The organism is Streptomyces sp. NBC_00316 (genome assembly GCF_036158715.1).
Classification (GTDB): domain Bacteria; phylum Actinomycetota; class Actinomycetes; order Streptomycetales; family Streptomycetaceae; genus Streptomyces.
Genome location: NZ_CP108023.1, coordinates 6,734,022 through 6,757,577, shown reverse-complemented (window position 1 = coordinate 6,757,577; position 23,556 = coordinate 6,734,022). Strand labels below are relative to the sequence as shown.

The window sequence follows — 23,556 nt, the reverse complement described above, 5'->3', positions numbered from 1 at the left end:
ACGTGCTGCAACGAGCAGGAGCGGTGTTCCGTCACGGGGCTGTCAACCCGGCCATGTGCCGGGACGGAGCGGCGTCAGCCGATCACGCGACCGTTCAGCACCACCTGGCGCGGTGCCGCCAGCACCCGTACGTCCACCCGCGGGTCCTCGTCGTACACCACCAGGTCCGCCGGGGCGCCCTCCTCGAGCCCCGGCCGCCCCAGCCAGGCACGCGCACCCCAGGCCGTCGCGGACAGCGCCTCGCGCGCCGGGATCCCCGCCTCGACCAGTTCGGCGACCTCGTCCGCCACCAGCCCATGGGCCAGCGAGCCCCCCGCGTCGGTCCCCACGAAGATCGGCACCCCGGCGTCGTACGCCGCGCGCACGGTGTCGTAGCGGCGCTCGTAGAGCTGCCGCATATGCGCCGACCAGCGAGGAAACTTGGCCTCGCCGCCCGCCGCGAGGTCCGGGAACGTGGCGATGTTGACCAGCGTCGGGACGATCGCGACACCGCGCTCGGCGAAGAGCGGAATGGTGTCCTCGGTCAGACCCGTCGCATGCTCGATGCAGTCGATCCCGGCCTCGACGAGATCGACGAGGGCGGCCTCGGCGAAGCAGTGCGCGGTGACCCGGGCGCCGAGCCGGTGCGCCTCGGCGATGGCGGCCTCGACCTCGCCGCGCGGCCAGCAGGCGGTCAGGTCGCCGGCGTCGCGGTCGATCCAGTCACCCACCAGTTTCACCCAGCCGTCGCCGCGCCGCGCCTCCTGTGCGACGTACGCCACCAGGTCTCCGGGCTCGATCTCATGGGCGTAGTTCCGGATGTACCTGCGGGTCCTGGCGATGTGGCGGCCGGCCCGGACGATCTTGGGAAGGTCCTCCCGGTCGTCGATCCACCGGGTGTCGGAGGGCGATCCGGCATCCCGGATGAGCAGCGTGCCGGCCTCCCGGTCCGTCAGCGCCTGCTTCTCGCTGGTGGCGGCGTCGACCGGGCCGTGGTGGTCGAGCCCCACATGGCAGTGGGCGTCGACGAGGCCCGGCAGCACCCAGCCGGTAACGGTCTCCGCCGCGTCCGCGCCGGGCGGCCGCTCGTACGAGATCCGCCCGCCGACCGCCCACAGCTCGTCCCTGACGTCGTCGGGACCGACGAGCACCCGCCCCTTCACGTGCAGCACCGGCTGCGCCTTGTGATCGCTCATGGCAGCACTGTACGAGGGGCGGTCTCCGGGGCTCTGGGTACTCTCGACGGAAGCACCGTCCGTACGCCGAACCGCAGGCCGACCCGATCCGAAGAGAGCACCACCGTGACGCACCCCCTCCTCGACCTCGCCCCGCTCACCGCCGCGCACTTCGCTGCCATCGAGCGCCGGGTGGCCGGTCTGCTCGCCACCGAGCAGGACGTCGTCATCATGCAGGGCGAGGCGCTGCTTCCCCTCGAAGGCTGCATCCGGGGCGGCGCCCGGCCCGGCTCGACCGCGCTGAACGTGGTCACGGGGCCGTACGGGCAGACCTTCGGCAACTGGCTGCGGGACTGCGGTGCCAATGTCATCGATCTCGCGGTGCCGTTCCACACGGCGGTCACCGCCGACCAGGTCGCGCAGGCGCTCGCCGCGCACCCGGAGATCGACTTCGTCTCGGTGGTCCACGCGGAGGCGGCGACCGGCAACACCAACCCGGTCGCCGAGATCGGCGAGGTCGTCCGGGCGCACGGAGCCCTCTTCATGCTGGACGCGGTCGCCTCGGTGGGCGCCGAGCCGCTGCTGCCGGACGTGTGGGGCGTCGACCTGTGCGTGATCGGTGCGCAGAAGGCGATGGGCGGCCCGGCCGGGGTGTCGGCGGTGTCGGTGAGCGAGCGCGCCTGGGAGCGGATCGCCGCCAACCCCGAGGCCCCGCGCCACTCATACCTCTCGCTGCTGGACTGGAAGGAGCGCTGGATCGACGGCGGCCGCCAGGCGCTCCTGCACGCCCCCGCACAGCTGGAGATGCTGGCGCTGGAGGCGTGCCTGGAGCGGATCGAGACGGAGGGCCTCCAGCCGCTTATGGCGCGGCACGCCGCGGCCGCCGCGGCGACGCGGGCAGGCGCCGTGGCGCTCGGCGGCGGTCTGGCGCCGTATGTGCACGAGGCGAAGGACGCGGCGCCCGTCGCCACAACGCTGCGCGCCCCGGCCGGAGTCGACGCCTCCGGGCTGGTCGCCAAGGCGCTCGCCGCCGACCCCTCGCTGCCGCTGATCGCGGGCGGCGGGGCGCTGTCCAAGGAGATGATCCGGGTCAATCACTACGGTGTGGACGCGACCCGGGGCGCGGTGCAGTCCTCGATCGCCGCACTGGGGGCGGCGCTGGCCGACGAGGGCCGGGAGGTCGACTTCGAGGCCGCCCGCAAGGCCGTGTCGGAGGCCTGGCCGAGCGTGTAGATCCGTCCGGTCCGGCGACGGACCGGACGTATCGGTCTCTTCGGTGCGGGGAGCTGCCTCAGGGCGGCTCCCCGCATTTTTCTGTCCACCCGGGCACGGTGGCCGGAACCCCACGGCCCACACCGCCCCGTGCCACGCTCCCTGGCGGGTGCCCGGCCCGGGCACCTACTATGTGAGACCTGATCACATCCGCTGGCGATCTCGGGGGAGACCATGTGCCGGACGGTCTCGGCATCACTCCCACCCTCCCGGCTCCATCCTGCCGGGACTGCCGCATACGGCCTGCCCGCCCCCTCGTCGCCCCTCGCCCGCACCGTTCCCGTGCGGTCCGCTGCGGCGCGTCAAAGACACTCCCCCGGGCCGCAGTTGACGAGCCGTCCGGCGCGACCGTGGCTCACGGGACAACACACCCATGATCTCTGGAGTACGCAGCAATGCACCGTGGAGTTGAGCTGACCGCCTTTCTCGTCAACGAATCCCGGGCCCGGCAGCCCGATCTCGCGGAGGACCCGCTGGCAGCCGCGTGGATCCCGGACAGCGACCGGCCGGCGGTGCGCGCCCTGTGGAACGAGTTCGCCGACGTCGTGTATCCGCACGACGACCTGGTCGTGTCGCTGCGCGGACGGTACATCATGGACACTCTTGCAGCCGCGCTGCGCAAGGATCCCGACACGGTGCTCGTGGTGTGCGGCGCCGGCTTCTCCTCGTACCCGTGGCTGCTCCCCTTCAAGGTGGCGCTGGAGGTGGACCTGCCGGACATGATCGAGGCCAAGCAGCGGCGCGTGGCGAAGCTGGTGGCGTCCGGAGTCCTGCCGGAGCGCGACGTCCGGCATCTGCCGGTGGACCTCGGCAGCCGAGCCGGACGGGACGAACTCTCGTCGCTGGTACGCGAACTGGCCGACGGCCGGCCGGTGGCGTACGTGGCCGAAGGGCTGGTCTTCTATCTGTCGCCGGAGGCCGCGCGCGCAGTGGTCGGCCTCGGCGCGGCCTTCGACTCGTGTGCGGTCACCGCCGTCAGCTACTGGCCGGCGGCGGCCGCGGGCAGCCAGGTGCTCGCCGATCAGCGGGACTGGTTCCGGAGTCGTTCGGTCCCCGAGGAAGCCGCCTATCTCACCCATGACGAGCTGACCTCGCTGCTCGGCACAGAGATCGAGGACCGTGGGCCCGAGGACCTGCAACGCCGGTATCTCGACCAGGTGATCGTGCCCGAGTCCGACCTGATTCCCGAGTACGTCGCCGTGTCGTGGAACGTTCCCGAAGAGGCCGGGGCAGCCGGATGACCGACGTGCTCCATCTCCAGAGCCGGGCGTACCCACTGCACCACAGTCTGCCCGTCCTCGCTCTGGAGTCCGTCACCGTGCCGGATCACGGCGAACTGCGGCCGTTCACCGGAGAGCTCGGAACGCTCGCGTACAACCCGGACTTCACGATCGAGTTGGACCTGACCGGGCTGATCACCACGAAGATCACCCTGCCCGGAACCGAGATCGTAGGCTGTCATGCGCGGATCCTGAGCGCGGGCAGCATCCTGGTGGCCTACGCCCTGCGCCATGACGTGGACCTCCGGGAGCTGTCCCTCCACGACCTCGATGCGTTCGACGCGCGGATCAACCGGCAGCTGCGCGAGGCGGACTCCTCTCTCCTCACGGCGGTGCTCACCGCCGCGGTACGCAGCGGGCTGATCAAGGACCTCGTCCTGCGGCCGGATCTCGCCCTCAGTGGCGAGCAGGCACCGGTGGACCGCCGGTCGGCGCGGTACAACTGCCATTTCGTCACCCAGGCGCCGCCCTGGCAGCCCGATCCACGCGTTCCTGCGCTCAGCTCGGGACCGGCCTGCCGTGTGCTCCTGCCGTACACCTACGCCTGGGACGCCGATCCCGGGACCGGGCTGCTGGATCTGCTGACCATGACGGAACCCACGGATATCGCGGTGGCACAGCAGTCGCTGCTCGTCGGTGCCCTGGTGGGCGGCCGCCGTATCCTCGCGGACCTGGCCGCCGGCCAGGCCAGGAGCGTCGACGTCCATGCGTTCCGCCGCTTCCTCGACGGCGTCTGGTCGGACTACCACCATCTCGACAGCTACCGCATAGAGTCCACGCAGAACCACCGGTCCACCTACCTGGCCGCCCGCGAGTCCATCGGACTGGACGGCACCCACGAACGAGCCGACAAACTGCTCGGTTATGTCGGCAGTTCGCTGCTGGCCGCGTCGTCTCAGCGTGCCGAGGCCCTGGACACCCGCCTCAACCGCGTCGCCGCCTCGCTGGCCATGGTCACCGCGGCGGCCTTCGGTCTCGATGCCGTGGGGTTCCTCCTGCCCAATGTCTCCTTAGGGATCCGGATCTCGGCCGTCGCCGGTCTGATCACGCTGACCGCGGCCGGGATACTCGCCGTCGTCTTCCCGCGCCGCCCCCGGAGGACACCCGCGGTTGCGGAAGCCGGGCCCGCGGACCCGCCCCTGGGCCGCCCGCCCGCCGGAGGACCACGTCCCGGCCCGCGACACCGCACCGTGCTTCCTGCACCTCGGCCGTCCCCTCTCACTCTCCCGCTCTCCGGCGACCACCCGGACGGTGCTCCTCCGCATCCGTCCGGGGCCGGCAGCGGCCCGCCGGGGCTCTGAGCGGAGGCTGCGCCGCCGCGGTCCCCGCCTCCGGAAACCGGCTGGACCGGCCGCCCGTCAACAGCGAGAGTGACCGCATGACTTCACTCGTACGCCACATCACCATCGACTGTGCCGACGCCTACAAGCTCGGCAGTTTCTGGGCCGAGGTGCTCGGTGCCCGGTTGCACGACGACGATGCGCCCGGTGATCCCGAGGCGCTCGTCGCGACCCCCGGTGCCGCGCTGCTGTTCATTTCGGTACCCGAGCCGAAGAGCGTCAAGAACCGCGTCCATCTGGACATCCAGCCGCAGGACCGCACCCGGGACGAGGAGGTCGAGCGGCTGCTCGCCCTCGGTGCCACGCTCGTCGGCGACCATCGCAAGCCCAACGGCCGGGGCTGGGCGACGCTCGCCGACCCCGAGGGCAATGAGTTCTGCGTGGAGTGCAGCGCTGCCGAACGGGCGGCGCTGACCGCGACGCGGCTGCCCGTCACCGCCGATGATGTGACCACGGCCGTCCACCTCGCGCTCGCCGCGCTCCGCCGGGTTCCTGAGGACCATTGGCGGGCGCCCGCCGGGACGCTGGAGTGGGACTCCTGGGAGACGGTGGAGCACCTGAACGATGATCTCTTCGCGTACGCGGCCCAGTTGGGCCCGAAGAAGCCGTCGCTGGACCGCGAGGTGCCGTACCGCTGGGGAGCCGACCGCAAGGGCGGCCCGGCGAATTCGATCTTCGCGAACCCCGACGCAGGGCCGATCGGCCTGCTCCAGACCCTGGAAGCGAGCGGCGCCCTGCTGACGGCGATGGTACGGACGACCGCGGCGGACGTCCGCTCCTACCACTCGTACGGGGTGTCCGACCCGGAGGGCTTCGCGGCCATGGGAATCGTGGAGACCCTGGTCCATACGCACGATGTCGTCCAAGGCCTGGACATCCCCTGGGCGCCACCCGCGGACCTGTGCGACCGCGCGCTGGCCCGGCTGTTCCCTGACGCCCCGGACGACGCCGACCGGTGGACCGTCCTGCTCTGGTCCACCGGCCGGGCCGAGCTGCCCGGGCGCGAGCGCGTCACCTCGTGGAAGTGGCGCAGCGCGCCGCTCGATACCGTCTAGTGCTGTGACCGGAAGGGTTTGCCGGGAAGCTCGCGGCGTCCGGTGCGGTGCATCGCAAGGCGGAGCATCGCACCGCGTACTGGATGTACTCGGGTGATGCGACAACGCGGCGAGGTGCCGTGCCGGGCGGCGCGAGCCGGTGAACCTTTCCGGTCACAGCACCAGGCTGCGCGGACTCCCCGGTTCCCACCGGTGGGAGCACCAGCTCGCTGCCGGAAGCAGCGTCGCGTTGTGGTCGAACAGCGCCTGGTCCTCCCACGTGTGCCGGAGGGCGGAACTGCCGGGTCCCGTCCGCTGCCGCCGACGGCGGTCCGGGCGGGCTTCCCGTACACGGCGCCGGGACCGCGGCGGTTCGGGACGCGGGTGGGCACCTCAGCCGTCGAGGCGTACGACCCTGACCGCGCCCGCCGGAACGGCGAGGTGGCCCACGGCGTGCTCGCCGGTGAGAAGTTCGGTGCCGGGGCCGTCGAGCGGCAGCTTCGCGTCGTCCCGGGTGTGGTTGATCGCGAAGAGGTACGTGCCGCTGTCGCCGGTGCGCCGTACGACCTCGACGTCGTGCGGGAGGCCGGTGCGCGGCGCGATCCGGGCGTCGTCACAGGCCCGTTCGAGGACGGCGTCGAGATGGGATCCGGACAGCCGGGTGGAGATGTACCAGGCGGTGCCCCTGCCCAGGCGGTGCCGGGTGACGGCGGGGCGGCCGGCGGGCATGCCGTCGGCGTAGGACCAGACGGTCTCGGCACCGCGCGGGATCACCACGTCCGACCACAGGTCGCCGGTCAGCTCCGGGCCCTCGGGGGCGCCCTCGGGCGTGATCAGGCGGACCGTCCCGCCCTCTCCGAGCGGTGAGAACTCCTCGATCGTCAGCCCGAGTACGTCCCGCAGGGCGCCCGGGTACGGCCCGGGGTGCACGGAGTCATGGGTGTCGACGATGCCGGAGAAGTACGAGACGACGAGCGTGCCGCCGCTCTCGACGTAGCGCCGGAGGTTCCGGCCGGTCTCCTCGGTGGCGAGGTAGAGGGCCGGGACGACGACCAGCGGGTACCCGGAAAGATCGGTGTCCGGGTGGGCGAAGTCGACGGTGAGATGCCGGTCGTACAGCGAGGCGTAGAAGGTGTCGGCGCGCTCGCGGGCGTCGTGGTCCTCGCTCGGGCGCCACTCCAGCTTCTGCGCCCACCAGGACTGCCAGTCCCAGAGCATGGCCGCGTCCGCGACGGTCCGGGTGCCGCGGACACCGCTCAGCAGGCCGAGGCCGGCACCGAGCGCGGCGACCTCGCGCCACACCCGGGAGTCCGTACCGGCGTGCGGCACCATCGCCGAGTGGAACTTCTCCGCGCCGCTGCGTGACTGCCTCCACTGAAAGAACATGGCCCCGTCGGAGCCGCGCGCGACATGCGCGAGGCTGTTGCGGGCCATCTCACCCGGGCGCTTGGCGGGGTTGCGGGGCTGCCAGCTGACGCCGCTGGTGGAGTGCTCCAGGAGCAGCCAGGGTGCGCCGCCCGCGACGGAGCGGGTGAGGTCGGCGGCCATCGCGAGGTTGACATGGGTGCGGCGGCCGTCGGTGATCAGATAGTGGTCGTTGGTGACGAGGTCGGTCTCGCGGCCCCAGGCCCAGTAGTCGACGGAGTCGCACTGGCTGAGGGCGGTCATGAAGTTGGTGGTGACCGGGATACCGGGAGCGAAGCGGTGCAGGATGTCCCGTTCGCTGCAGAAGTTCTCGCGCATGGTGGCGTCGGCGAAGCGGGCGTAGTCCAGACGCTGGGCCGGGTTGGCGACGGTCGGGGTGGCGCGGGGCGGGTCGATCTCGTCGAGGCTGCGGTAGCGCTGCCCCCAGAAGGCGGTGCCCCAGGCCTCGTTGACGGCGTCGACGCTGCCGTGGCGGGTGGCCAGCCAGCGGCGGAAGTGGGCGGCGCAGTTGTCGCAGTAGCAGGCGCTGACCGGAACGCCGTACTCGTTGTGGACGTGCCACATCGCGAGCGCCGGGTGGTGTGCGTACCGGCGGGCGAGCTGTTCGGTGATGTTCGCCGCCGCCGACCGGTAGGCGGGGTTGCTGTGGCAGATCGCGCCGCGTGACCCGAAGGCGTACCGGACCCCCTCCCGGCTGACCGGGAGGGCCTCGGGGTGGGCGCGGTAGAACCAGGCGGGCGGGGCGACGGTGGGCGTGCCGAGGTCGACCCGGATACCGGCCCCGTGCAGCAGGTCGAGGACCCGGTCGAGCCAGCCGAAGTCGTAACCGCCGGGCTCGGGTTCGAGGAGCGCCCAGGAGAAGATCCCGACGCTGACCATGGTCACGCCGGCCTCCTGCATCAGGGCCACGTCCTCGCGCCAGACCTCTTCCGGCCACTGCTCGGGGTTGTAGTCGCCGCCGAAGGCGAGCCTGCGCAGACCGTGCGGGGCGGGCTCGGGCGCGGTGTGCGGCATGGGGGTCTCCTGGGCTCTTCGGTACAACTTCTGGGAACGTGCACACACATTGGCGGTGGCGCAGAGCCCACATAACCGCACAGCATCAACCATTGACAAGTGTCGGATTCGTTTCTCTACTGTGAACGCTCACAGCGCAGTCCGGCGCTGCACCCTCGCTTCTCGTCAGGGGAGAAACCCATGAAGTACCGCATCGTCGCGGTGTCCACGGCCGCTGCACTCGCCGCCACCGGCCTGCTCTCGGGCTGCGGCTCGTCGGACGGCGACGGCGGGGACGGCCCGGCCGCAACCGGTCCCGTTTCGCTCACCTACTGGGCCTGGGCACCCGGCCTGGACAAGGTCGCGGACATCTGGAACGCGGGCGAGGGCAAGAAAGCCGGCATCACCGTCACGGTGAAGAAGCAGGCATCGGGCGACGACCTGGTCACAAAGATCATCACGGCGGCCAAGGCCCACAAGGCTCCCGACCTGGTACAGGCGGAGTACCAGGCCATCCCCACCCTGGTCTCCAACGATGTGCTCGCCGACATATCCAAGGAGGCGGGCGACGCCAAGGGCAAGTTCGCCGACGGCATATGGCAGCAGACGACTCTCGGATCGGACGCCCTGTACGCCGTACCGCAGGACTCCGGCCCGCTGATGTTCTACTACCGCCAGGACCTGTTCAAGCAGTACGGCCTGTCCGTGCCCACCACCTGGGACGAGTTCGCCGAGACGGCCCGCGCACTGAAGAAGAAGGCGCCTGACAAGGACCTCACCACGTTCTCCTCGAACGACTCCGGTCTCTTCGCGGGCCTCGCCCAGCAGGCCGGGGCGCAGTGGTGGACCACCGGCGGCGACAAGTGGAAGGTCGCCATCGACGACGCCGCCACGCAGAAGGTCGCAAACTTCTGGGGCGGTCTGGTCAAGGAGGGCGCCGTCGACAACCAGCCGATGTACACCCCGGCCTGGAACAAGGCGCTCAACACCGGCAAGCAGATCGCCTGGGTCAGTGCGGTCTGGGCGCCCGGGACCCTCACCACGGCGGCGCCCGACACCAAGGGCAAGTGGGCCATGGCCCCGCTCCCCCAGTGGACGGCCGGCCAGAACGTCACCGGCAGCTGGGGCGGCTCCTCCACCGCCGTCACCAACGACTCCAAGAACAAGGCCGCCGCCGCGACCTTCGCGAAGTGGCTGAACACGGACTCGGAGGCGCTGGCCGCACTCGTCAAGGAGAGCGGCATCTACCCCGCCGCCACGGCCGCCCAGACCGGCGGCGCGCTCGCCCAGGCCCCGGACTACTTCTCCAACCAGCCCGACTTCTACACGAAGGCCGCCGAGATCGCGCAGGGCACCGCCCCCGCCGCCTGGGGCCCGAACGTGAACGTCGCGTACACCGCCTTCAAGGACAACTTCGCCAAGGCCGCCAAGAGCAAGTCGGACTTCGGGCCCGCCCTGACCGCGATGCAGGACGCCACCGTCGCCGACCTCAAGAAGCAGGGCTTCGGGGTCTCCGAGTGACACGCGCACGCCGCAGGGGTGCGTACGGGGTCGAGAGCGCCCCGTACGCCTTCCTGGCCCCCGCCACCGTGCTCTTCCTGCTCTTCTTCGCCCTTCCCATCGGGTACGCGCTCTACCTCAGCTTCCGCCGGACCGAGGTCAAGGGGCTCGGCCTGGGCAAGGGCGCCCGCGAGGAGATCTGGGCAGGCTTCGCCAATTACGCATCCGCACTCTCCGACTCGGAGCTGCTGCACGGTGCCCTGCGCATCCTCGGCTACGGCATGATCGTCGTCCCTGTGATGCTCGGCCTCGCCCTGCTGTTCGCGCTGCTCCTCGACACCGACCGGCTCGGGCTGCAGGCCTTCTCCCGGCTCGCGATCTTCCTGCCGTACGCGATACCGGGCGTCGTCGCCGCACTGATGTGGGGCTTCCTCTATCTCCCGGACGTCAGCCCCTTCTCCTACCTCCTCGACATGGCCGGTCTGCCGCAGCCCGATCTGCTCGACGGCGGCCCGTTGTATCTCGCCCTGGCCAACATCGCGGTCTGGGGCGGCACCGGCTTCAACATGATCGTGATCTACACCTCGCTGCGGGCGATCCCGGCCGAGGTCTTCGAGGCGGCCCGGCTGGACGGCTGCTCGCAGCTGCAGGTCGCGCTCCGGATCAAGATCCCGATGGTGGCGCCGTCCCTGGTCCTGACGTTCTTCTTCTCGATCATCGCGACGCTCCAGGTGTTCAGTGAGCCGACGACGCTGAAGCCGCTCACCAACTCGCTGTCCACCACCTGGAGTCCGCTGATGAAGGTCTACCAGGACGCCTTTGTCAACAACGACATCTATGCAGCGGCCGCTCAGGCGGTCATCATCGCCGTCGCCACCCTCGCCCTGTCCTTCGGCTTCCTCAGGGCAGCCAACTCCCGTACCAGGCAGGGAGATTCCCGATGAGCACGCTGCGTCTCCCGTCCACCCCCGCCGGTCCGCGCCGGTTCGCGCTCGTGCCGACCGCCGCGCTGCTGCTCGGCGCGCTCTACTGCCTGCTGCCGGTCGCCTGGGTACTGGTCGCCTCGACCAAGTCCGGACGCGAGCTGTTCTCCACCTTCACCTTCCTGCCGGGCACCGGTTTCACCCGCAACGTCGCCGACCTGTCGGCGTACCGCGACGGTGTGTACTGGAAGTGGATGGCCAACTCGGCGTTCTATGCCGGTGCCGGCGCGCTGCTGTCCACGGCCGTCTCCGCACTGTCGGGGTACGCCCTGGCCATGTACCGGTTCCGCGGGCAGGAGAGCATCTTCAACATCCTGCTGGCCGGGGTGCTGATGCCGCCGGTGATCCTCGCCGTGCCGCAGTATCTGCTGCTGGCGAAGGCCGACCTGACGGACTCTTACCTCTCGGTCCTGCTGCCGGTGATCCTCTCCCCGTACGGCGTGTATCTCGCGCGGATCTACGCGACGGCCGCCGTACCGGGCGATGTGATCGAGGCCGGGCGGATGGACGGCGGCAGTGAGTGGCGGATCTTCCGTACCCTCGCGCTGCCGATGATGGTGCCGGGCCTGGTGACCGTCTTCCTGTTCCAGTTCGTCGCGATCTGGAACAACTTTCTGCTGCCGTACATCATGCTCGGCGACGACGAGAAGTTCCCGGTCACCCTGGGCCTGTACACCCTGCTCCAGCAAGGCTCCAACACCCCGGCCCTCTATACCCTGGTGATCACGGGGGCGCTGCTGGCGATCGTCCCGCTGATCGCGCTGTTCCTGGTCATCCAGCGCTTCTGGAGCCTCGACCTGCTCTCCGGCGCCGTAAAGTCCTGACCGGGGCCCCACCAGGGCTTCCATTGATGAAAGATCATGCACCATGAGCCGCACAGAACAGCCCGGACAGCCCGGACCGTCCGGCACGGGACGCCGCAGGCCGCCGACCATTCACGACGTGGCACGGGAGGCCGGGGTCTCCCGCGGCACCGTCTCCCGGGTGCTCAACGGCGGCCACAATGTCAGCGCGGCGGCGCTCGACGCCGTCAACTCCGCAATCCGCAGGACCGGTTACACGGTGAACCGGCACGCCAGATCGCTGATCACCGGGCGCTCGGACTCGGTGGCGTTCCTGCTCACCGAGCCGCAGGAGCGGTTCTTCGAGGACCCCAACTTCAATGTGCTGCTGCGGGGCTGCACCACCGCACTCGCCGCGCACGACATCCCGCTGCTGCTGATGATCGCGGGGACGGAGGCCGAACGCCGCCGGAACATGCGGTACATCGCCGGTCATGTGGACGGGGTCCTACTGGTCTCCAGCCACTCCGGCGACCCGGTCGCCGCCCAGCTGCACGAGGCCGGGGTCCCGCTCGTCGCCTGCGGCAAACCGCTCGGGCAGGGCTCGAAGGTCAGCTATGTGGCGGCCGACGACCGGGACGGTGCCCGCGACATGGTGCGTTACCTGTACGAGTCGGGGCGTCGCCGGATCGGAACGGTCAGCGGCCCGCTCGACACCCCGGGCGGCGTCGAGCGGCTGGCGGGCTACCGCGAGATGCTCGCCGAGTGCGGGCTGCCCGCCGACGACGCGCTGATCGTCCCGGGCGACTACAGCCGGGCGAGCGGCGAGGCGGCCGCCACGCTGCTGCTGGAGCGGGCCCCCGGCCTCGACGCGGTGTTCGTCGCCTCCGACCTGATGGCGCAGGGCGTGCTGGCCGCGCTGGAGAAGGCCGGGCGGCGGGTGCCGGAGGACGTCGCGGTCGGCGGCTTCGACGACTCGCCCGCAGCGCTGGCGTCCCGGCCGGAGCTGACCACGATCCGGCAGCCGTGGGACCGGATCAGTGCCGAGATGGTACGGGTGCTGCTGGCCCAGATCGGTGGAGAGGACCCGGCTGCGGTGATCCTCCCCACCGAACTGGTGCGCCGCGATTCGGCGTGACCGCCGCGGCTACGCGGCGTCCAGTGCCGGGTAGTCGACGTACCCCTTCGCGTCCCCGCCGAAGAAGGTGGACGGGTCGGGGGTGTTGAACGGGCCGCCGGCCTTCAGCCGGGCGGGCAGGTCGGGGTTGGCGATGAACAGGGCACCGTACGAGATGATGTCGGCGATCCCGTCGTCGATCACCGAGTGGTCGGCCGGTCCGGTCGGTCCGTCCGTCAGCACATTGATGACGAAGGTGCCGGAGAACTGCTTGCGCAGCGCGAGGGTGAGATCGCGGATCTCCACCGCCTCCATGATGTGCAGGTAGGCCAGGCCGAGCGGCTCGATCTCCTGTACCAGCGCGGTGTAGACGGCCTCCGGCGCGGGCTCGTCGATGTCGTTGTACGGGTTTCCGGGCGAGATGCGCAGCCCGGTGCGCTCCGCGCCGATCTCGGCGGCGACCGCCTTGACCACCTCCACGGCGAACCGGATGCGTGCCTCCTCGGAGCCGCCCCACCGGTCGGTGCGCCGGTTGGTGTTGGGTGCGAGGAACTGGTGGATGAGGTAGCCGTTGGCGCCGTGCAGCTCGACGCCGTCGAAGCCCGCGTCGACGGCGTTGCGGGCGGCGGTGGCGAAGTCGGCCACGGTCTGCCGGATCTCGGCCTCGGTCAGCTCATGCGGCTCGACGAAGTCCTTCGGCCCCTCGTGGGTGAAGACCTGACCGGCGGCCTTGACCGGGGAGGCGCTGACCGGGGTCAGTCCGTCCGGCAGCAGGACCGGGTGGCCGATCCGGCCCGCGTGCATGATCTGGGCGAAAATCCGGCCGCCCGCCGCGTGCACCGCGTCGGTGACCTTGCGCCAGGACGCGACCTGCTCCGCGCTGTGCAGCCCCGGGGTGAAGGGGTAGCCCTGGCCCACCGCGGACGGCTGGACGCCCTCGGTGATGATGAGCCCGGCCGAGGCGCGCTGGGCGTAGTACTCGACGGTGAGGTCGGTGGCGGTTCCGCCCTCACCGGCCCGGGAGCGGGTCATCGGGGCCATCGCGATCCGGTTGGCGAGCTGGGTGCCGGACAGGTCGATGGGGTCGAATGCGGTGGTCATGGGAGCCCCCAAGAAATTATGTGGTCGGCCAATTATTAACGGCGTGCGCCACTGTAACCCATTACTTGGCCGACCAAGGTAAAGTTCACAGAAAGCGCCGGAGCCGGTCCCGGACCGGCCGGAGCACCGCCCCGAGGGAGTTCCCATGAAGGCCGAATCCGTCGACCCCGTCTGTACCGAGCTGCCCAGCGCCGCCCGCGGCGGCCCGGTCAGCCATGCCGTCTCACGGGTCGCCCGGCTGCACCGGATCGCCGCCGGCAAGGCACTCAGGTGCGCCGGGCTCTACCCCGGCCAGGAGTTCCTGATGATGTACCTGTGGGACAAGGGTGCGGCGCGCCAGTCGGAGCTGATCAAGGCGGCCGACCTCGATCCGTCGACCGTCACCAAGATGCTCCAGCGGCTCGAGCAGGCCGGTCATGTCCGCCGCCGCCCCGACCCCGACGACCGGCGGGCCGTCCTCGTCGAGGCCAGCGCCGACAGCTGTGCGCTGCACTCGGGCGTGGAGCGCGCCTGGACGGATCTGGAGGAACGCACGCTCGCCGGTCTGGACGCGGCGGAGCGCACCGAGCTGGCCCGGCTGCTGGCGAAGGTCGAGGAGAACCTCTGCCACCAGGCCGAGGCCTGCCCGGAAGGCCGCTGACCGGAGCGGGCCGGCAGGTCAGCCCGCCAGCACCTCCAGCGCGCGGTCCACGTCGGCCTGCGTGTTGTAGAGGTGGAAGGCCGCCCGCAGGTTCCCGGCCCGGTGCGAGACCGCGATGCCGGCCCGTGCCAGCGCCGGCTCCCGGCTGCCGAGTCCCGGCACGGCGACGACCGCGGTCCCGCCGGGCACCGGCTCATGGCCGATCGCGGCCAGTCCGGTACGGAACCGGGCGGCCAGTGCGGTGTCGTGGGCGTGCACGGCATCGATGCCGATCTCGGCCAGCAGCGCGAGGGAGTGCTCGGCCCCGTGGTACGCGAGAAAAGCGGGCGCCTCGTCGAAGCGGCGAGCGGTCGCCGCGAGCCGGTCGATCGGACCGTAGGTGCTGTTCCAGCGGTCCTCGGCGGCCACCCAGCCCGCGAAGAGGGGCGGCAGGGTCTCCTGCGCCTCCTCCGTGACGGTCAGGAACGACGTGCCGCGCGGGCAGAGCAGGAACTTGAAGCCGCCGGTGACGGTGTAGTCGTACGCCCCGGCGTCCAGCGGCAGCCAGCCCGCGGACTGGGTGGCGTCGAGAAGGACCCGGGCTCCGTGCGCGGCGGCCGCCGCCCGGACCGCGTCGAGGTCGGCGAGGCGGCCGTCGGCGGACTGCACGGAGGAGAGGGCGACCAGCGCGGTCGCGGGCCGCACCGCCTCGGCCATGCCGTCCAGCGGGACGTACCGCATCCGCAGATCACGACGGGCCGCGAACGGACCGACGACCGAGCTGAACTCCCCTTCGGGAACGAGCACTTCGGAGCCCGCCCGCAGGGAGGCCGCGATCAGACCCACGTGGACGGCGACCGAGCTGCCGGTGGCGACCCGGTCGGGGCCGACGCCGACGAGCGCGGCGAACCGGGACCGCGCGGCATCCACGACGTCGAAGCTGCCCGCACCCGGGCCGGCGCCCGAGGCGTTGTCGTCGACGAGCGCCTTCACCGCCTCGACGGTGCGGCGGGGCAGCAGCCCGCAGCTGGAGGTGTTGAGGTACGTGGTCTTGGGCGCGAACTCGGCGCCTGCCAGCTGGGTGAGCAAGGAAGTCTCCATGCATCCACCCTGAATCCCCCTCAACTCTTCGTCAATTGTGCAGAGTTGAGGGGAACCCCCAAGCAGCGCTTATGTGTGCAGCTCGGCGGAGGGTGCGGGTCAGCCCTGGGCGCCGGACTGCGGGACCTCGCAGGCCCCGTCGGCGTCGCAGGCCGCCCCGTCCGAGCCGATGGCGGTCAGCGGGCGGTCCTTCCACGCCTGCTCCAGCGCCTGTGCGAAGACCTCGGCAGGCTGGCCGCCGGAGATCCCGTACCGCCGGTCGAGCACGAAGAACGGCACGGCGTTGGCACCCAGCGCGGACGCCTCCTGCTCGTCGGCCCGCACCTCGGCCGCGTACGCCTGGGGATCGGCGAGCACGGCGCGCGCCTCGTCCCCGTCGAGACCGGCCTCGACGGCGAGCTCGACCATGACGTCGTCGTCGAAGACGGACCGCTCCTCGGCGAAGTTCGCCCGGTAGGCGAGCGTCAGCAGCTCGTCCTGGCGGCCGCGGGCCTTGGCGAGGTGGAGCAGCCGGTGGATGTCGAAGGTGCTGCCGTGGTCGCGCCCCTCGGTCCGGTAGCCGAGCCCTTCGGCCTGCGCGTTGGCCGCGACGTTGGCCTCCATGGACCGGGCTTCCTCACGTGTGCGCCCGTACTTCTGCGCCAGCATGTCGATCACCTGCGCGGCGTCGCCCTTGGCGCGCCCCGGGTCGAGCTCGAAGGAACGGTGCACGACCTCGACCTCGTCGCGATGGGCGAACCCCGCCAGGCCCTTCTCGAAGCGGGCCTTGCCGATGTAGCACCAGGGGCAGGCGATGTCGCTCCAGATCTCGACGCGCATGACTCTTCTTCTCTCCAGGCTGTTGCAGACGGATCGTGCGGCTGTCCCGGCACGGTTGCGCGCGGGCAGCGCGGAGGCACCCTCCGCTCCCCTGGTCAACGCACGCCCGGACCCTGTCATTCCCCGACCGGGCCGGAGGTTCGCCGGCCGCTAATCCTCCAGCTCGACGATCGGGCGGTCGCTGACGAGGGCCACGATGATCATCGGGGCGTCGCCGTCGCACTGATTGACGGAGGCCGCCACCCACACGTCCGCGGCGCCGGGACCGGCGGCCACCGGCCCCCACGCCGACAGATCGCCGAGGCAGTCGTTGTCGCACAGCGCCTGGAAGAGCGGCGGCATGGGCTCGTCCGCGATGTTCCGGAAGATCGGCACCCGCATGCCCACCTTCCGGTGCGCACCCCACCGGCGGTCCAACTCCGCCACGAGGTCGTCCAGATGCCCGCGGGCGGCTTCCTCCGCGTCATTCCACTCGGGCGCGTACACGCCGACGAGGCTGCCGCTCTCCCAGAGCGGCAGGAACCGGAAGCCCTCGCCGGAGGTCCCGGTCCACTCCCCCGTGACCGGGTCGCCCTCGCTCTCCGTCGGTCCGGCCGCCGGTACGGGCCCGGCGAGCAGCGCCTCGACGTCGCGGACCGCGCGGCCGAGCTCGAACGTCTCGCCGCTCCGGGCCGTCACAGTGCGGGCCGGTCCATCGGGCGCGGCAGCGGCTCCAGCACACCGGCGTCCCGCAGCTGTACGCAGGCCCGGACCACGGCCCCGGCGTCGCCGCGCGGCGCGATGTCGAGGAGGACGCCTCCGCCGGCGAGCTCCTTGCGGGCGGAGGTGAGGCCGTCCGGCAGCAGGGCCGCGCGTCCCGGGGAGAGATAGCCGACCCAGCCGACGCCGGGCGCTCCGACACCGAACCCGTTGTCCCCCAGTGCATCGAGCACGTCGTCGTCGGTCACATCCCCGAAGTCCGGCCCCCACACCTCGGCGACCGCCGTGAGGAGCTCGGCGTCGGGGACATCCGCGCCCTCCGGCGACTTGATACCGATCACCATCGAGTTGAACAGGAACTCCGAGGCGCCGCCCGCCAGGCCCCTGGCCTCGATCTCCCAGCCCTGCCCGTCCTTGGTGACGAGATACAGTCCGGCGCCGTCCGAGGCGTACCTGGCCTCCTGCTGCTGCACCTTCAGAGCGGCGAACAGGGACGCCTCGTCCGTGCCGAGGTCGGTGGCGGGTCCGGACTCGCGGACCTGGCTCCACGTCCCGCCCGCCCCGGGGGCCGGCAGAAGCCCGGCGAGCCGGTCCAGCATCAGTTTCCAGCGTCCGGCCACCGCCTCGACCGACTCTTCCCGGGGACCCCAGAAGCCCCGCACCACACGCCGCATGTCCTGTCTCCGTCTTCTGTCGTCCACCGGTCCGGCCAGAGTCACCGCCCGAGCCAGGCTAGTGCCTGTCGCGCGGGGCATCAGTCGAACGCCCCGGGCTTCCTGGTGCTGTTGCTCGGGAGCTGCTTGGTGGGGACGACCGTGATCGGCAGACCCTCCTCCCGGAACGCCTTGGCGGCGGCCTCGGCCACGTCCGGATCGGAGAAGTGCCATTCGATGGCCTTGCCGCCGGCCGCCTCGACCTGAGCCCGGGCCTCCGTGACGAACTCGTTCTTGCCGGACGCGGTGAGGCTGCCCTTCTCGGTCTGCGAGAGGTACCCCTTGTAGCCGTTCTTCGCCTCCAGGAACGTCTGCCTGCTGGAGTCCCAGCCGTCGTACTCCACCGCCGGCTTGCCCTCCTTGGGGTGCGGCACGACGTACTCCCGGCCGCGCACGGTGCCGGTGACCTGCTCCTGGTAGCGGAGCCACGACTCGTTCTTCCAGTTGGGCGGGGGATTGCGGTCGCGGCTGGCCCAGTAGCCGGCGCCGTTGTCGGCGGATCCGTAGTCCGGCTTCTTGAGGTCCGCGGCCCAGTCCGGCGGGTTGTAGTTGCGCGGGTCGGAGGTGTCGTTGCGCCGGGGCTCGGGCCACTGCTTCTTGGCCAGCTCCGCCTTGGCCGCGCGGTCGGGCTCCTCGGCCCGCTTCTGCTCCAGGTGAGCCGCCCGCTCCTGTTCCCGGGCCTCCTTCGCCTTGGCCTCGGCGTCCTTGTCGCAGCCGTCGTCGGCGAGGATCACATGGCTCGGGGGTCCTGCGGCGAGCACCCCGGTTCCGGACCCGGATATCCCGCCGGTGCCGCCGTAGCGCACCCGGGGGCCGAGGGCGATGCTGCAACCGGTCTTGCGTGCCGCGTCCTCGGCTTCGTCCGCCGCCTCGTCGGCCTCCTTGGCGGCCTTGCGGACACCGTCGATGTCTCCGACTTCGGCGGCCTTGCGGGCCCGGCGCGCGGCGTTGCCCGCGTTCTCGGCGGCTTCGGCCACCTTCGCGGCGACCTTGCCGAGCTTGCCGAGCTTGCTGGCCTTGCCGACGACCTTCGCGACGTCGTAGCCGGGGATGAAGAGCGATCCGACGTTCCAGACGACGTCGGTGACGGCCCGCGTCTTCTCCCCGTTGTTCCAGCGGTCCCGTACCTCGTCGCCGACGAACATGTCGTCGCCGACCTTCACCACGGTGTTGAACGACGCCTTGCCCCAGTCGCCGAGCGCACCGAAGTAGTCGCCCTTGTCCCACTTGCTCCCGGCGTCCTTGGAGTCCTGCATCCACGTGCTGCCCAGCTGCTTGCCGTAATCGGCCAGGCCGGACCAGGTCTCGGGCTTGAACAGGTCGATGATGCCGGTGACATCACCCCAGACACCGTCGACGGCCAGGCCCTTGACGACCTGGGTGGTGCGGTCCCATGCGCAGCCGAAGAAGCCCCAGCCGCCGCAGTCCTCCTTCTCGTCCCCGCCGTTCCCGGAGTCGCCGGAGTCGTCGGAGTCCGCGTCCGAGACGGGGGTGTCGTACGTGGCCTCGGGCTCGGTGCTGGTCTCGGGATAGGTGTCGGTGCCCGGTCCGTCGGGTCCGCCCGTGCCGCCACCGTCCGCGGTACCGCCGGTTGCGATACCCCCACCGGAAGCGGTACCGCCCGTTCCGTTCGTACCGCCGGGTCCGTTCGCGCCGCCTGTTCCGCTCGTGCCGCCGCCGTCGGAGCCACCACTGCTGTTGGTCCCACCGGAAGCCGCGCCGCCTCCGTCGGCGCCGCCCGAGTCCGAACCACCGGTGCCCGAGCCACCGCCCGCAGCGCCGCCCGAGCCGGCGCCGCCCGCGACCGCGCTGCCACCCGCGGCGGAACCGCCGGCGGCCGAACCGCCCTTGTCGTCACCGGCCCCGACGGTGTCGCTGCCGGTACCCGCCGCCGGGCACGAGCTGCCGGTGAGGGAGCAGATCGCGGCCTGCAGGCGATCGGTGATCTGTCCGCCGGCACCGCTCAGCACGAGCGCCCCGATGAGCGCCACGACGATCAGGACAAGACCCAGGTACTCCAGGGCCGTCTGCCCCCGGTCACGACGCCAGGTGATCATGTGCGCGAGGGAGAAGTCGGGCTTGTCCGCCCGCTCCTGCGTCGCGAGCCGGAACCACGCCCGGCTCTCCCTCCGGGTGAGGAACACCAGGATCAGCGTGGGCACGAACAGCTGGGTGAAGCCGTGCACCGATCCGTCCGCGATGTTGCCCAGTCCGCCGAGGATCAGCCACACCTGTACGGCGATCAGGCCGCCCCATACGCCTCGGCCACCGGTCCAGACGCGTCGCGAGAGCAGCCAGCCGACGACTCCGGGCACGGCCGCGTACAGCGCGAGGCCGATGACGACGCCGCCCATCGCGTCCACGGCGAGGGCGGAGCCGAACAGGCCGAGACCGCCCAGCAGCGTTGCGCCGAACAGGACATGGAGCAGGACCCGTGCCGAGCGGAGCGCCCGTGGCAGCTCCCGCCGCCCCTCGCCCGGTGCCGGGGCGTCGCCTCCGTACACGGGTATGCCACCGATCGCCGACATGCCTTGTTCCCCCAACCAGACCTGCCCACCAACGGGTTGATGACCACTCAGGCTAGGGGCGGGACCGGGCGGACGTCTTGGGCCCCAGGGCCCAACTCCGGTCCCAAGGGGCCTCGGCAGGGCTCCGGTGCGGCAGCAGTATCTCGGCCGTCAGCTGAGCGCGAGACGCAGCACGAGGTGGGTGCCGGTGCGCGGGTGGCCGGGAACCGGGGTCCAGCCCCGGTCGGCGTAGAAGGCCTGGGCGCGGGTGTTGTGCACGAAGACCTCCAGCCGGGCGCTGTCCACTCCGGCCTGCCGCCAGGCGTCGACGCAGGCGGCGTGGAGTTCGGTGCCGACTCCAGAACGCCAGCGGGACGGGGAGACATGGAGCTGGGTCAGGTGCATGGCGCCGTCGCGTACGGCGTAGGCCGCGATGCCGGCGAGGGTTCCGTCCCGTTCGGCGCAGAGCACGGTGGCGTCCGGGTGGTCGATCGCACGGGACCAGCCGGCGCGGCTGCGGCCGACTTCGGCGGACCCCGCGTACTCCTGCGCCGGGAGGTGGCCCCGGTAGTAGGTGGCGCGGGCCTCGGTGTGCAGCTCGACCACGGCGTCGAGATCGGCGGGCGTCGCAGTTCTGATCATGCGGGGAGGGACGCGACGGGCCTGCCCGCGGTTGCGCCGGCCGGCCCGGTGGGCGGTGCGGGGTCGTGCGCTGCTGCGACGCACGCGGCCCGTCCGGCACTCCGGTCGGTGCCGGAGTGCCGGACGGGCCGCATGCCCGGTCCCGCCGCCTTGCTGTGCCCGGCCGCTCGGCGGCCGGGCACGCGTGTGCGAGGCGGCTCAGCTGCCGTCGCGCAGGTCGTCGAGCCCGGCCGGCCGGAACGCGATCCGGTCGAACGACGCCTCGCAGCCCTCTCCGGTCGGCGACTGGACGAGGAAGCCGATCGACGCCTTCGCCCCGTCCGCGTCGCCGAGGGAGAAGACGCGGACGAAGGTCCACTTCTCGCCGTCGGCCGAGGCGTGGAAGGCATACGCGCTGCCGGTGCGGCTGAGCCGCAGCCAGAAGCTGTCGCCGTCCACGACGAAGGAGTTGACGTCGTCGGAGCGGCCGCGGGTGACCACGGTGCAGATGGTGGGGTCGGCCGGGGAGAGCTCCAGGCAGAGCTTCGCCCACTCCCGTTCCCCGACGTGCAGATAGAGCACCCCGGCGTCGAAGGCCGCGGCGAAGCCGACCTTCACCCGGGCGATCAGCTGGAAGTCGCCGTCCGGGGCGGCGCCGAGCAGGCGCGGTGCGTCGCTCGCCGGGTCGAGGGAGTGGCCACCGGGCGGTACGAACCGGTCCTGCCGGGCGCCCGCCCGTCCGGTCAGCACGCCGTCCTCGTACGTCCACTGCCCCTCGGGGCCGAACGGCCGCAGCTCGAAGGGGAGTTCCGGAACGGCCGCCGTCATGCCCGACGCCCGTCGACGCGGCGCGGCAGACCCAGCGGGTTGTCCTCACGCAGCTCCGGCGGAAGCAGGGCCTCCGGCGTCGTCTGGTAGCTGACCGGGCGCAGCCAGCGCTCGATCGCGGTGGCGCCGACCGAGGTGGAGGTGGAGGTGGTGGCCGGGTAGGGGCCGCCATGGTGCTGGGCGGGCGCGACCGCGACGCCGGTCGGCCAGCCGTTGACGAGGAGCCGGCCGGCCAGCGGGGTGAGGGCCTCGAGGAGTCCGGGGGCGTCGGCGTCGGCGCCCTCGGTGGCGATCTGGAGGGTGGCGGTGAGGTTACCGGGGAGCCGGGAGAGCACGGCGGTGATCTCGTCCTCGGAGGCGTACCGGGCGACGACGGTGACCGGGCCGAAGCACTCCTCCAGGAGCGCGTCGTGCGGGCCCTCGGCGGCCAGCAGGTGCGCCGGTACGGTCAGGAAGCCCGCGGACACGGTGTGGTCGCCGCCGGAACCGGGGGTGACGGGCGCGTCCACCTCCGGGAGTTCGGCCCGGGCCCGTACCCCTGCGACGAAGGCGTCCCGCATCCGGTGGTCGAGCATGACCGCGGCCTCGCTGTCGCTGACCGCCGCGGTCAGCGACTTCAGCAACCGGTCACCGGTCTCGCCCGTCGGGGCCAGGACGAAGCCGGGCTTCGTGCAGAACTGGCCCGCGCCCATGGTCATGGAGCCCGCCAGCCCGGCACCGATCTGCTCGCCGCGCTCGGCGGCGGCCGCCTCGGTGACCACGACGGGGTTGAGGGAGCCGAGCTCGCCGTGGAAGGGGATCGGGGCGGGCCGGGCGGCCGCCGCGTCGAACAGCGCCCTCCCGCCACGGATCGAGCCGGTGAATCCGGCGGCGGCCACGAGCGGGTGCTTGACCAGCTCGATGCCCGCCTCGAAGCCGTGCACGAGGATCAGTACGTCCTCGGGCAGGCCGACCTGGGCGGCGGCCCGGCGCAGCACGGAGGCGCACAGCTCGGAGGTGGCGGGGTGGTCGGGGTGCGCCTTGACGACGACCGGGCAGCCGGCCGCCAGCGCGCTGGCGGTGTCGCCGCCGGGCACCGAGAACGCGAGCGGAAAGTTGCTGGCCGCGTAGACGGCGACGACGCCGAGCGGGATCTTGTAGCGGCGCAGGTCGGGCCACGGCGGGGTCCGGGTGTCGTCCGCGTGGTCGATGTGGATGTCGAGGAAGGCGCCCTCGTCGACGACCTCGGCGAAGGCCCGCAGCTGGGCCGCGGTGCGGGCGAGTTCACCGGTGAGCCGGGCCGGGCCGAGTGCGGTCTCCGCGTCGGCGGCCTCGATCACATGCTCCCCGGCCTCGGTGAGCAGATCGGCCGCGGTACGCAGGAAAGCGGCCCGTACGGTCCGGTCGGCGAGCGAGTTCCGTACAGCATGTGCTGCCCGGACGGCGCGGTCGACCTCCTCCGCTGTAGCCTCCACCGCAACCTGCTCACGCGGGTTCCCGGTGCGGGGGTCGACGCTCCAGACTGGTGCTGCTGCCACCGTGTTTCCTTCCGCTTCACTGCCACAGATCAAGAAGTTGTTCGGTATTCTGAACAGAGTTCCTGATCGTGAATATGTAGGGACTCTATTTCCGGGCGTTCCGTGTTGGCAAGAAGTCGCAGGGATGCGCAAGTGGGCTGGAAGGGGCGTA

General features: G+C 71.5%; 20 protein-coding genes. 9 read left to right on the top strand and 11 right to left on the bottom strand.

The window, feature by feature from the left end; genetic code table 11:
- Positions 1–74 precede the first annotated feature (74 nt).
- Positions 75–1,175: an amidohydrolase family protein gene (locus OG878_RS30065; RefSeq protein ID WP_328889683.1), complete on the bottom strand. Its 1,101-nt coding sequence runs from the start codon at positions 1,173–1,175 to the stop codon at positions 75–77.
- Between the two features lie 105 nt (positions 1,176–1,280).
- On the opposite strand from OG878_RS30065, the gene OG878_RS30060 reads away from it, so the two are divergent.
- The 4 genes from OG878_RS30060 (at position 1,281) to OG878_RS30045 (ending at position 6,101) form a co-directional block, all read left to right on the top strand.
- The gene (locus OG878_RS30060; RefSeq protein WP_328889682.1) at positions 1,281–2,387 is read left to right on the top strand and encodes a pyridoxal-phosphate-dependent aminotransferase family protein; all 1,107 of its coding nucleotides are present in this window, start codon (positions 1,281–1,283) and stop codon (positions 2,385–2,387) included.
- 434 nt (positions 2,388–2,821) lie between these two features.
- Positions 2,822–3,667: a class I SAM-dependent methyltransferase gene (locus OG878_RS30055; RefSeq protein ID WP_328889681.1), complete on the top strand. Its 846-nt coding sequence runs from the start codon at positions 2,822–2,824 to the stop codon at positions 3,665–3,667.
- On the top strand, positions 3,664–5,007 hold the full coding sequence (locus tag OG878_RS30050) for a hypothetical protein (protein ID WP_328889680.1): 1,344 nt from the start codon (positions 3,664–3,666) through the stop codon (positions 5,005–5,007). Before OG878_RS30055 ends, OG878_RS30050 begins: the two co-directional genes overlap by 4 nt.
- Before the next feature lie 77 nt (positions 5,008–5,084).
- Complete coding sequence (locus tag OG878_RS30045) at positions 5,085–6,101, top strand: VOC family protein (protein WP_328889679.1); 1,017 nt, start codon at positions 5,085–5,087, stop codon at positions 6,099–6,101.
- Positions 6,102–6,473: 372 nt separating this feature from the next.
- Here OG878_RS30045 and OG878_RS30040 read toward each other — a convergent pair whose 3' ends face one another.
- Positions 6,474–8,519 (bottom strand): beta-galactosidase, encoded by a 2,046-nt coding sequence (locus tag OG878_RS30040; RefSeq protein WP_328889678.1) that lies wholly within the window; start codon positions 8,517–8,519, stop codon positions 6,474–6,476.
- Positions 8,520–8,699: 180 nt separating this feature from the next.
- On the opposite strand from OG878_RS30040, the gene OG878_RS30035 reads away from it, so the two are divergent.
- The 4 genes from OG878_RS30035 to OG878_RS30020 are packed head-to-tail and all read left to right on the top strand — an operon-like array spanning position 8,700 to position 12,901.
- Positions 8,700–10,019: an extracellular solute-binding protein gene (locus OG878_RS30035; protein ID WP_328889677.1), complete on the top strand. Its 1,320-nt coding sequence runs from the start codon at positions 8,700–8,702 to the stop codon at positions 10,017–10,019.
- Positions 10,016–10,942: a carbohydrate ABC transporter permease gene (locus OG878_RS30030; RefSeq protein ID WP_328889676.1), complete on the top strand. Its 927-nt coding sequence runs from the start codon at positions 10,016–10,018 to the stop codon at positions 10,940–10,942. The genes OG878_RS30035 and OG878_RS30030 overlap by 4 nt, the downstream gene beginning before the upstream one ends.
- The gene (locus OG878_RS30025) at positions 10,939–11,805 is read left to right on the top strand and encodes a carbohydrate ABC transporter permease (protein WP_328889675.1); all 867 of its coding nucleotides are present in this window, start codon (positions 10,939–10,941) and stop codon (positions 11,803–11,805) included. The genes OG878_RS30030 and OG878_RS30025 overlap by 4 nt, the downstream gene beginning before the upstream one ends.
- 43 nt (positions 11,806–11,848) lie before the next feature.
- Positions 11,849–12,901 (top strand): LacI family DNA-binding transcriptional regulator, encoded by a 1,053-nt coding sequence (locus OG878_RS30020; RefSeq protein ID WP_328889674.1) that lies wholly within the window; start codon positions 11,849–11,851, stop codon positions 12,899–12,901.
- Between the two features lie 9 nt (positions 12,902–12,910).
- Here OG878_RS30020 and OG878_RS30015 read toward each other — a convergent pair whose 3' ends face one another.
- A complete protein-coding gene (locus OG878_RS30015) occupies positions 12,911–13,981 on the bottom strand; it encodes an alkene reductase (protein WP_328889673.1) in 1,071 nt (356 codons plus the stop codon).
- Positions 13,982–14,126: 145 nt separating this feature from the next.
- On the opposite strand from OG878_RS30015, the gene OG878_RS30010 reads away from it, so the two are divergent.
- Positions 14,127–14,621 (top strand): MarR family winged helix-turn-helix transcriptional regulator, encoded by a 495-nt coding sequence (locus OG878_RS30010; RefSeq protein WP_328889672.1) that lies wholly within the window; start codon positions 14,127–14,129, stop codon positions 14,619–14,621.
- A gap of 18 nt (positions 14,622–14,639) precedes the next feature.
- Here OG878_RS30010 and OG878_RS30005 read toward each other — a convergent pair whose 3' ends face one another.
- The 8 genes from OG878_RS30005 to OG878_RS29970 all read right to left on the bottom strand — a co-directional run bounded on the left by OG878_RS30005 (position 14,640) and on the right by OG878_RS29970 (position 23,405).
- Positions 14,640–15,701, bottom strand: a complete 1,062-nt coding sequence (locus OG878_RS30005) for an aminotransferase class V-fold PLP-dependent enzyme (protein WP_328889671.1) — start codon at positions 15,699–15,701, stop codon at positions 14,640–14,642.
- Positions 15,702–15,800: 99 nt separating this feature from the next.
- Positions 15,801–16,520 carry a DsbA family oxidoreductase gene (locus OG878_RS30000; protein WP_328889670.1) on the bottom strand — a complete coding sequence of 240 codons (720 nt, stop codon included), beginning with the start codon at positions 16,518–16,520 and terminating at the stop codon, positions 15,801–15,803.
- Positions 16,521–16,670: 150 nt separating this feature from the next.
- On the bottom strand, positions 16,671–17,198 hold the full coding sequence (locus OG878_RS29995) for a hypothetical protein (RefSeq protein ID WP_328889669.1): 528 nt from the start codon (positions 17,196–17,198) through the stop codon (positions 16,671–16,673).
- The gene (locus OG878_RS29990; RefSeq protein ID WP_328889668.1) at positions 17,195–17,893 is read right to left on the bottom strand and encodes an Imm52 family immunity protein; all 699 of its coding nucleotides are present in this window, start codon (positions 17,891–17,893) and stop codon (positions 17,195–17,197) included. Before OG878_RS29990 ends, OG878_RS29995 begins: the two co-directional genes overlap by 4 nt.
- An 80-nt stretch (positions 17,894–17,973) precedes the next feature.
- The gene (locus OG878_RS29985) at positions 17,974–20,460 is read right to left on the bottom strand and encodes a Tox-REase-5 domain-containing protein (RefSeq protein WP_328889667.1); all 2,487 of its coding nucleotides are present in this window, start codon (positions 20,458–20,460) and stop codon (positions 17,974–17,976) included.
- Between the two features lie 150 nt (positions 20,461–20,610).
- Entirely contained in the window at positions 20,611–21,081 is a 471-nt protein-coding gene (locus OG878_RS29980; RefSeq protein ID WP_328889666.1) for a GNAT family N-acetyltransferase, read from the bottom strand.
- A 198-nt stretch (positions 21,082–21,279) separates the two neighbouring features.
- A complete protein-coding gene (locus OG878_RS29975) occupies positions 21,280–21,888 on the bottom strand; it encodes a DUF1349 domain-containing protein (RefSeq protein ID WP_328889665.1) in 609 nt (202 codons plus the stop codon).
- On the bottom strand, positions 21,885–23,405 hold the full coding sequence (locus OG878_RS29970) for an aldehyde dehydrogenase (NADP(+)) (RefSeq protein ID WP_328889664.1): 1,521 nt from the start codon (positions 23,403–23,405) through the stop codon (positions 21,885–21,887). The genes OG878_RS29975 and OG878_RS29970 overlap by 4 nt, the downstream gene beginning before the upstream one ends.
- Positions 23,406–23,556 lie beyond the last annotated feature (151 nt).

What these genes read in the sequence shown, in the direction of transcription:
- OG878_RS30065 (WP_328889683.1), bottom strand. Translation starts at nt 1,175, where the DNA reads ATGAGCGATCACAAGGCGCAGCCGGTGCTGCACGTGAAGGGGCGGGTG.
- OG878_RS30055 (WP_328889681.1), top strand. Translation starts at nt 2,822, where the DNA reads ATGCACCGTGGAGTTGAGCTGACCGCCTTTCTCGTCAACGAATCCCGG.
- OG878_RS30050 (WP_328889680.1), top strand. Translation starts at nt 3,664, where the DNA reads ATGACCGACGTGCTCCATCTCCAGAGCCGGGCGTACCCACTGCACCAC.
- OG878_RS30045 (WP_328889679.1), top strand. Translation starts at nt 5,085, where the DNA reads ATGACTTCACTCGTACGCCACATCACCATCGACTGTGCCGACGCCTAC.
- OG878_RS30040 (WP_328889678.1), bottom strand. Translation starts at nt 8,519, where the DNA reads ATGCCGCACACCGCGCCCGAGCCCGCCCCGCACGGTCTGCGCAGGCTC.
- OG878_RS30035 (WP_328889677.1), top strand. Translation starts at nt 8,700, where the DNA reads ATGAAGTACCGCATCGTCGCGGTGTCCACGGCCGCTGCACTCGCCGCC.
- OG878_RS30025 (WP_328889675.1), top strand. Translation starts at nt 10,939, where the DNA reads ATGAGCACGCTGCGTCTCCCGTCCACCCCCGCCGGTCCGCGCCGGTTC.
- OG878_RS30020 (WP_328889674.1), top strand. Translation starts at nt 11,849, where the DNA reads ATGAGCCGCACAGAACAGCCCGGACAGCCCGGACCGTCCGGCACGGGA.
- OG878_RS30015 (WP_328889673.1), bottom strand. Translation starts at nt 13,981, where the DNA reads ATGACCACCGCATTCGACCCCATCGACCTGTCCGGCACCCAGCTCGCC.
- OG878_RS30010 (WP_328889672.1), top strand. Translation starts at nt 14,127, where the DNA reads ATGAAGGCCGAATCCGTCGACCCCGTCTGTACCGAGCTGCCCAGCGCC.
- OG878_RS30005 (WP_328889671.1), bottom strand. Translation starts at nt 15,701, where the DNA reads ATGGAGACTTCCTTGCTCACCCAGCTGGCAGGCGCCGAGTTCGCGCCC.
- OG878_RS30000 (WP_328889670.1), bottom strand. Translation starts at nt 16,520, where the DNA reads ATGCGCGTCGAGATCTGGAGCGACATCGCCTGCCCCTGGTGCTACATC.
- OG878_RS29990 (WP_328889668.1), bottom strand. Translation starts at nt 17,893, where the DNA reads ATGCGGCGTGTGGTGCGGGGCTTCTGGGGTCCCCGGGAAGAGTCGGTC.
- OG878_RS29985 (WP_328889667.1), bottom strand. Translation starts at nt 20,460, where the DNA reads ATGTCGGCGATCGGTGGCATACCCGTGTACGGAGGCGACGCCCCGGCA.
- OG878_RS29980 (WP_328889666.1), bottom strand. Translation starts at nt 21,081, where the DNA reads ATGATCAGAACTGCGACGCCCGCCGATCTCGACGCCGTGGTCGAGCTG.
- OG878_RS29975 (WP_328889665.1), bottom strand. Translation starts at nt 21,888, where the DNA reads ATGACGGCGGCCGTTCCGGAACTCCCCTTCGAGCTGCGGCCGTTCGGC.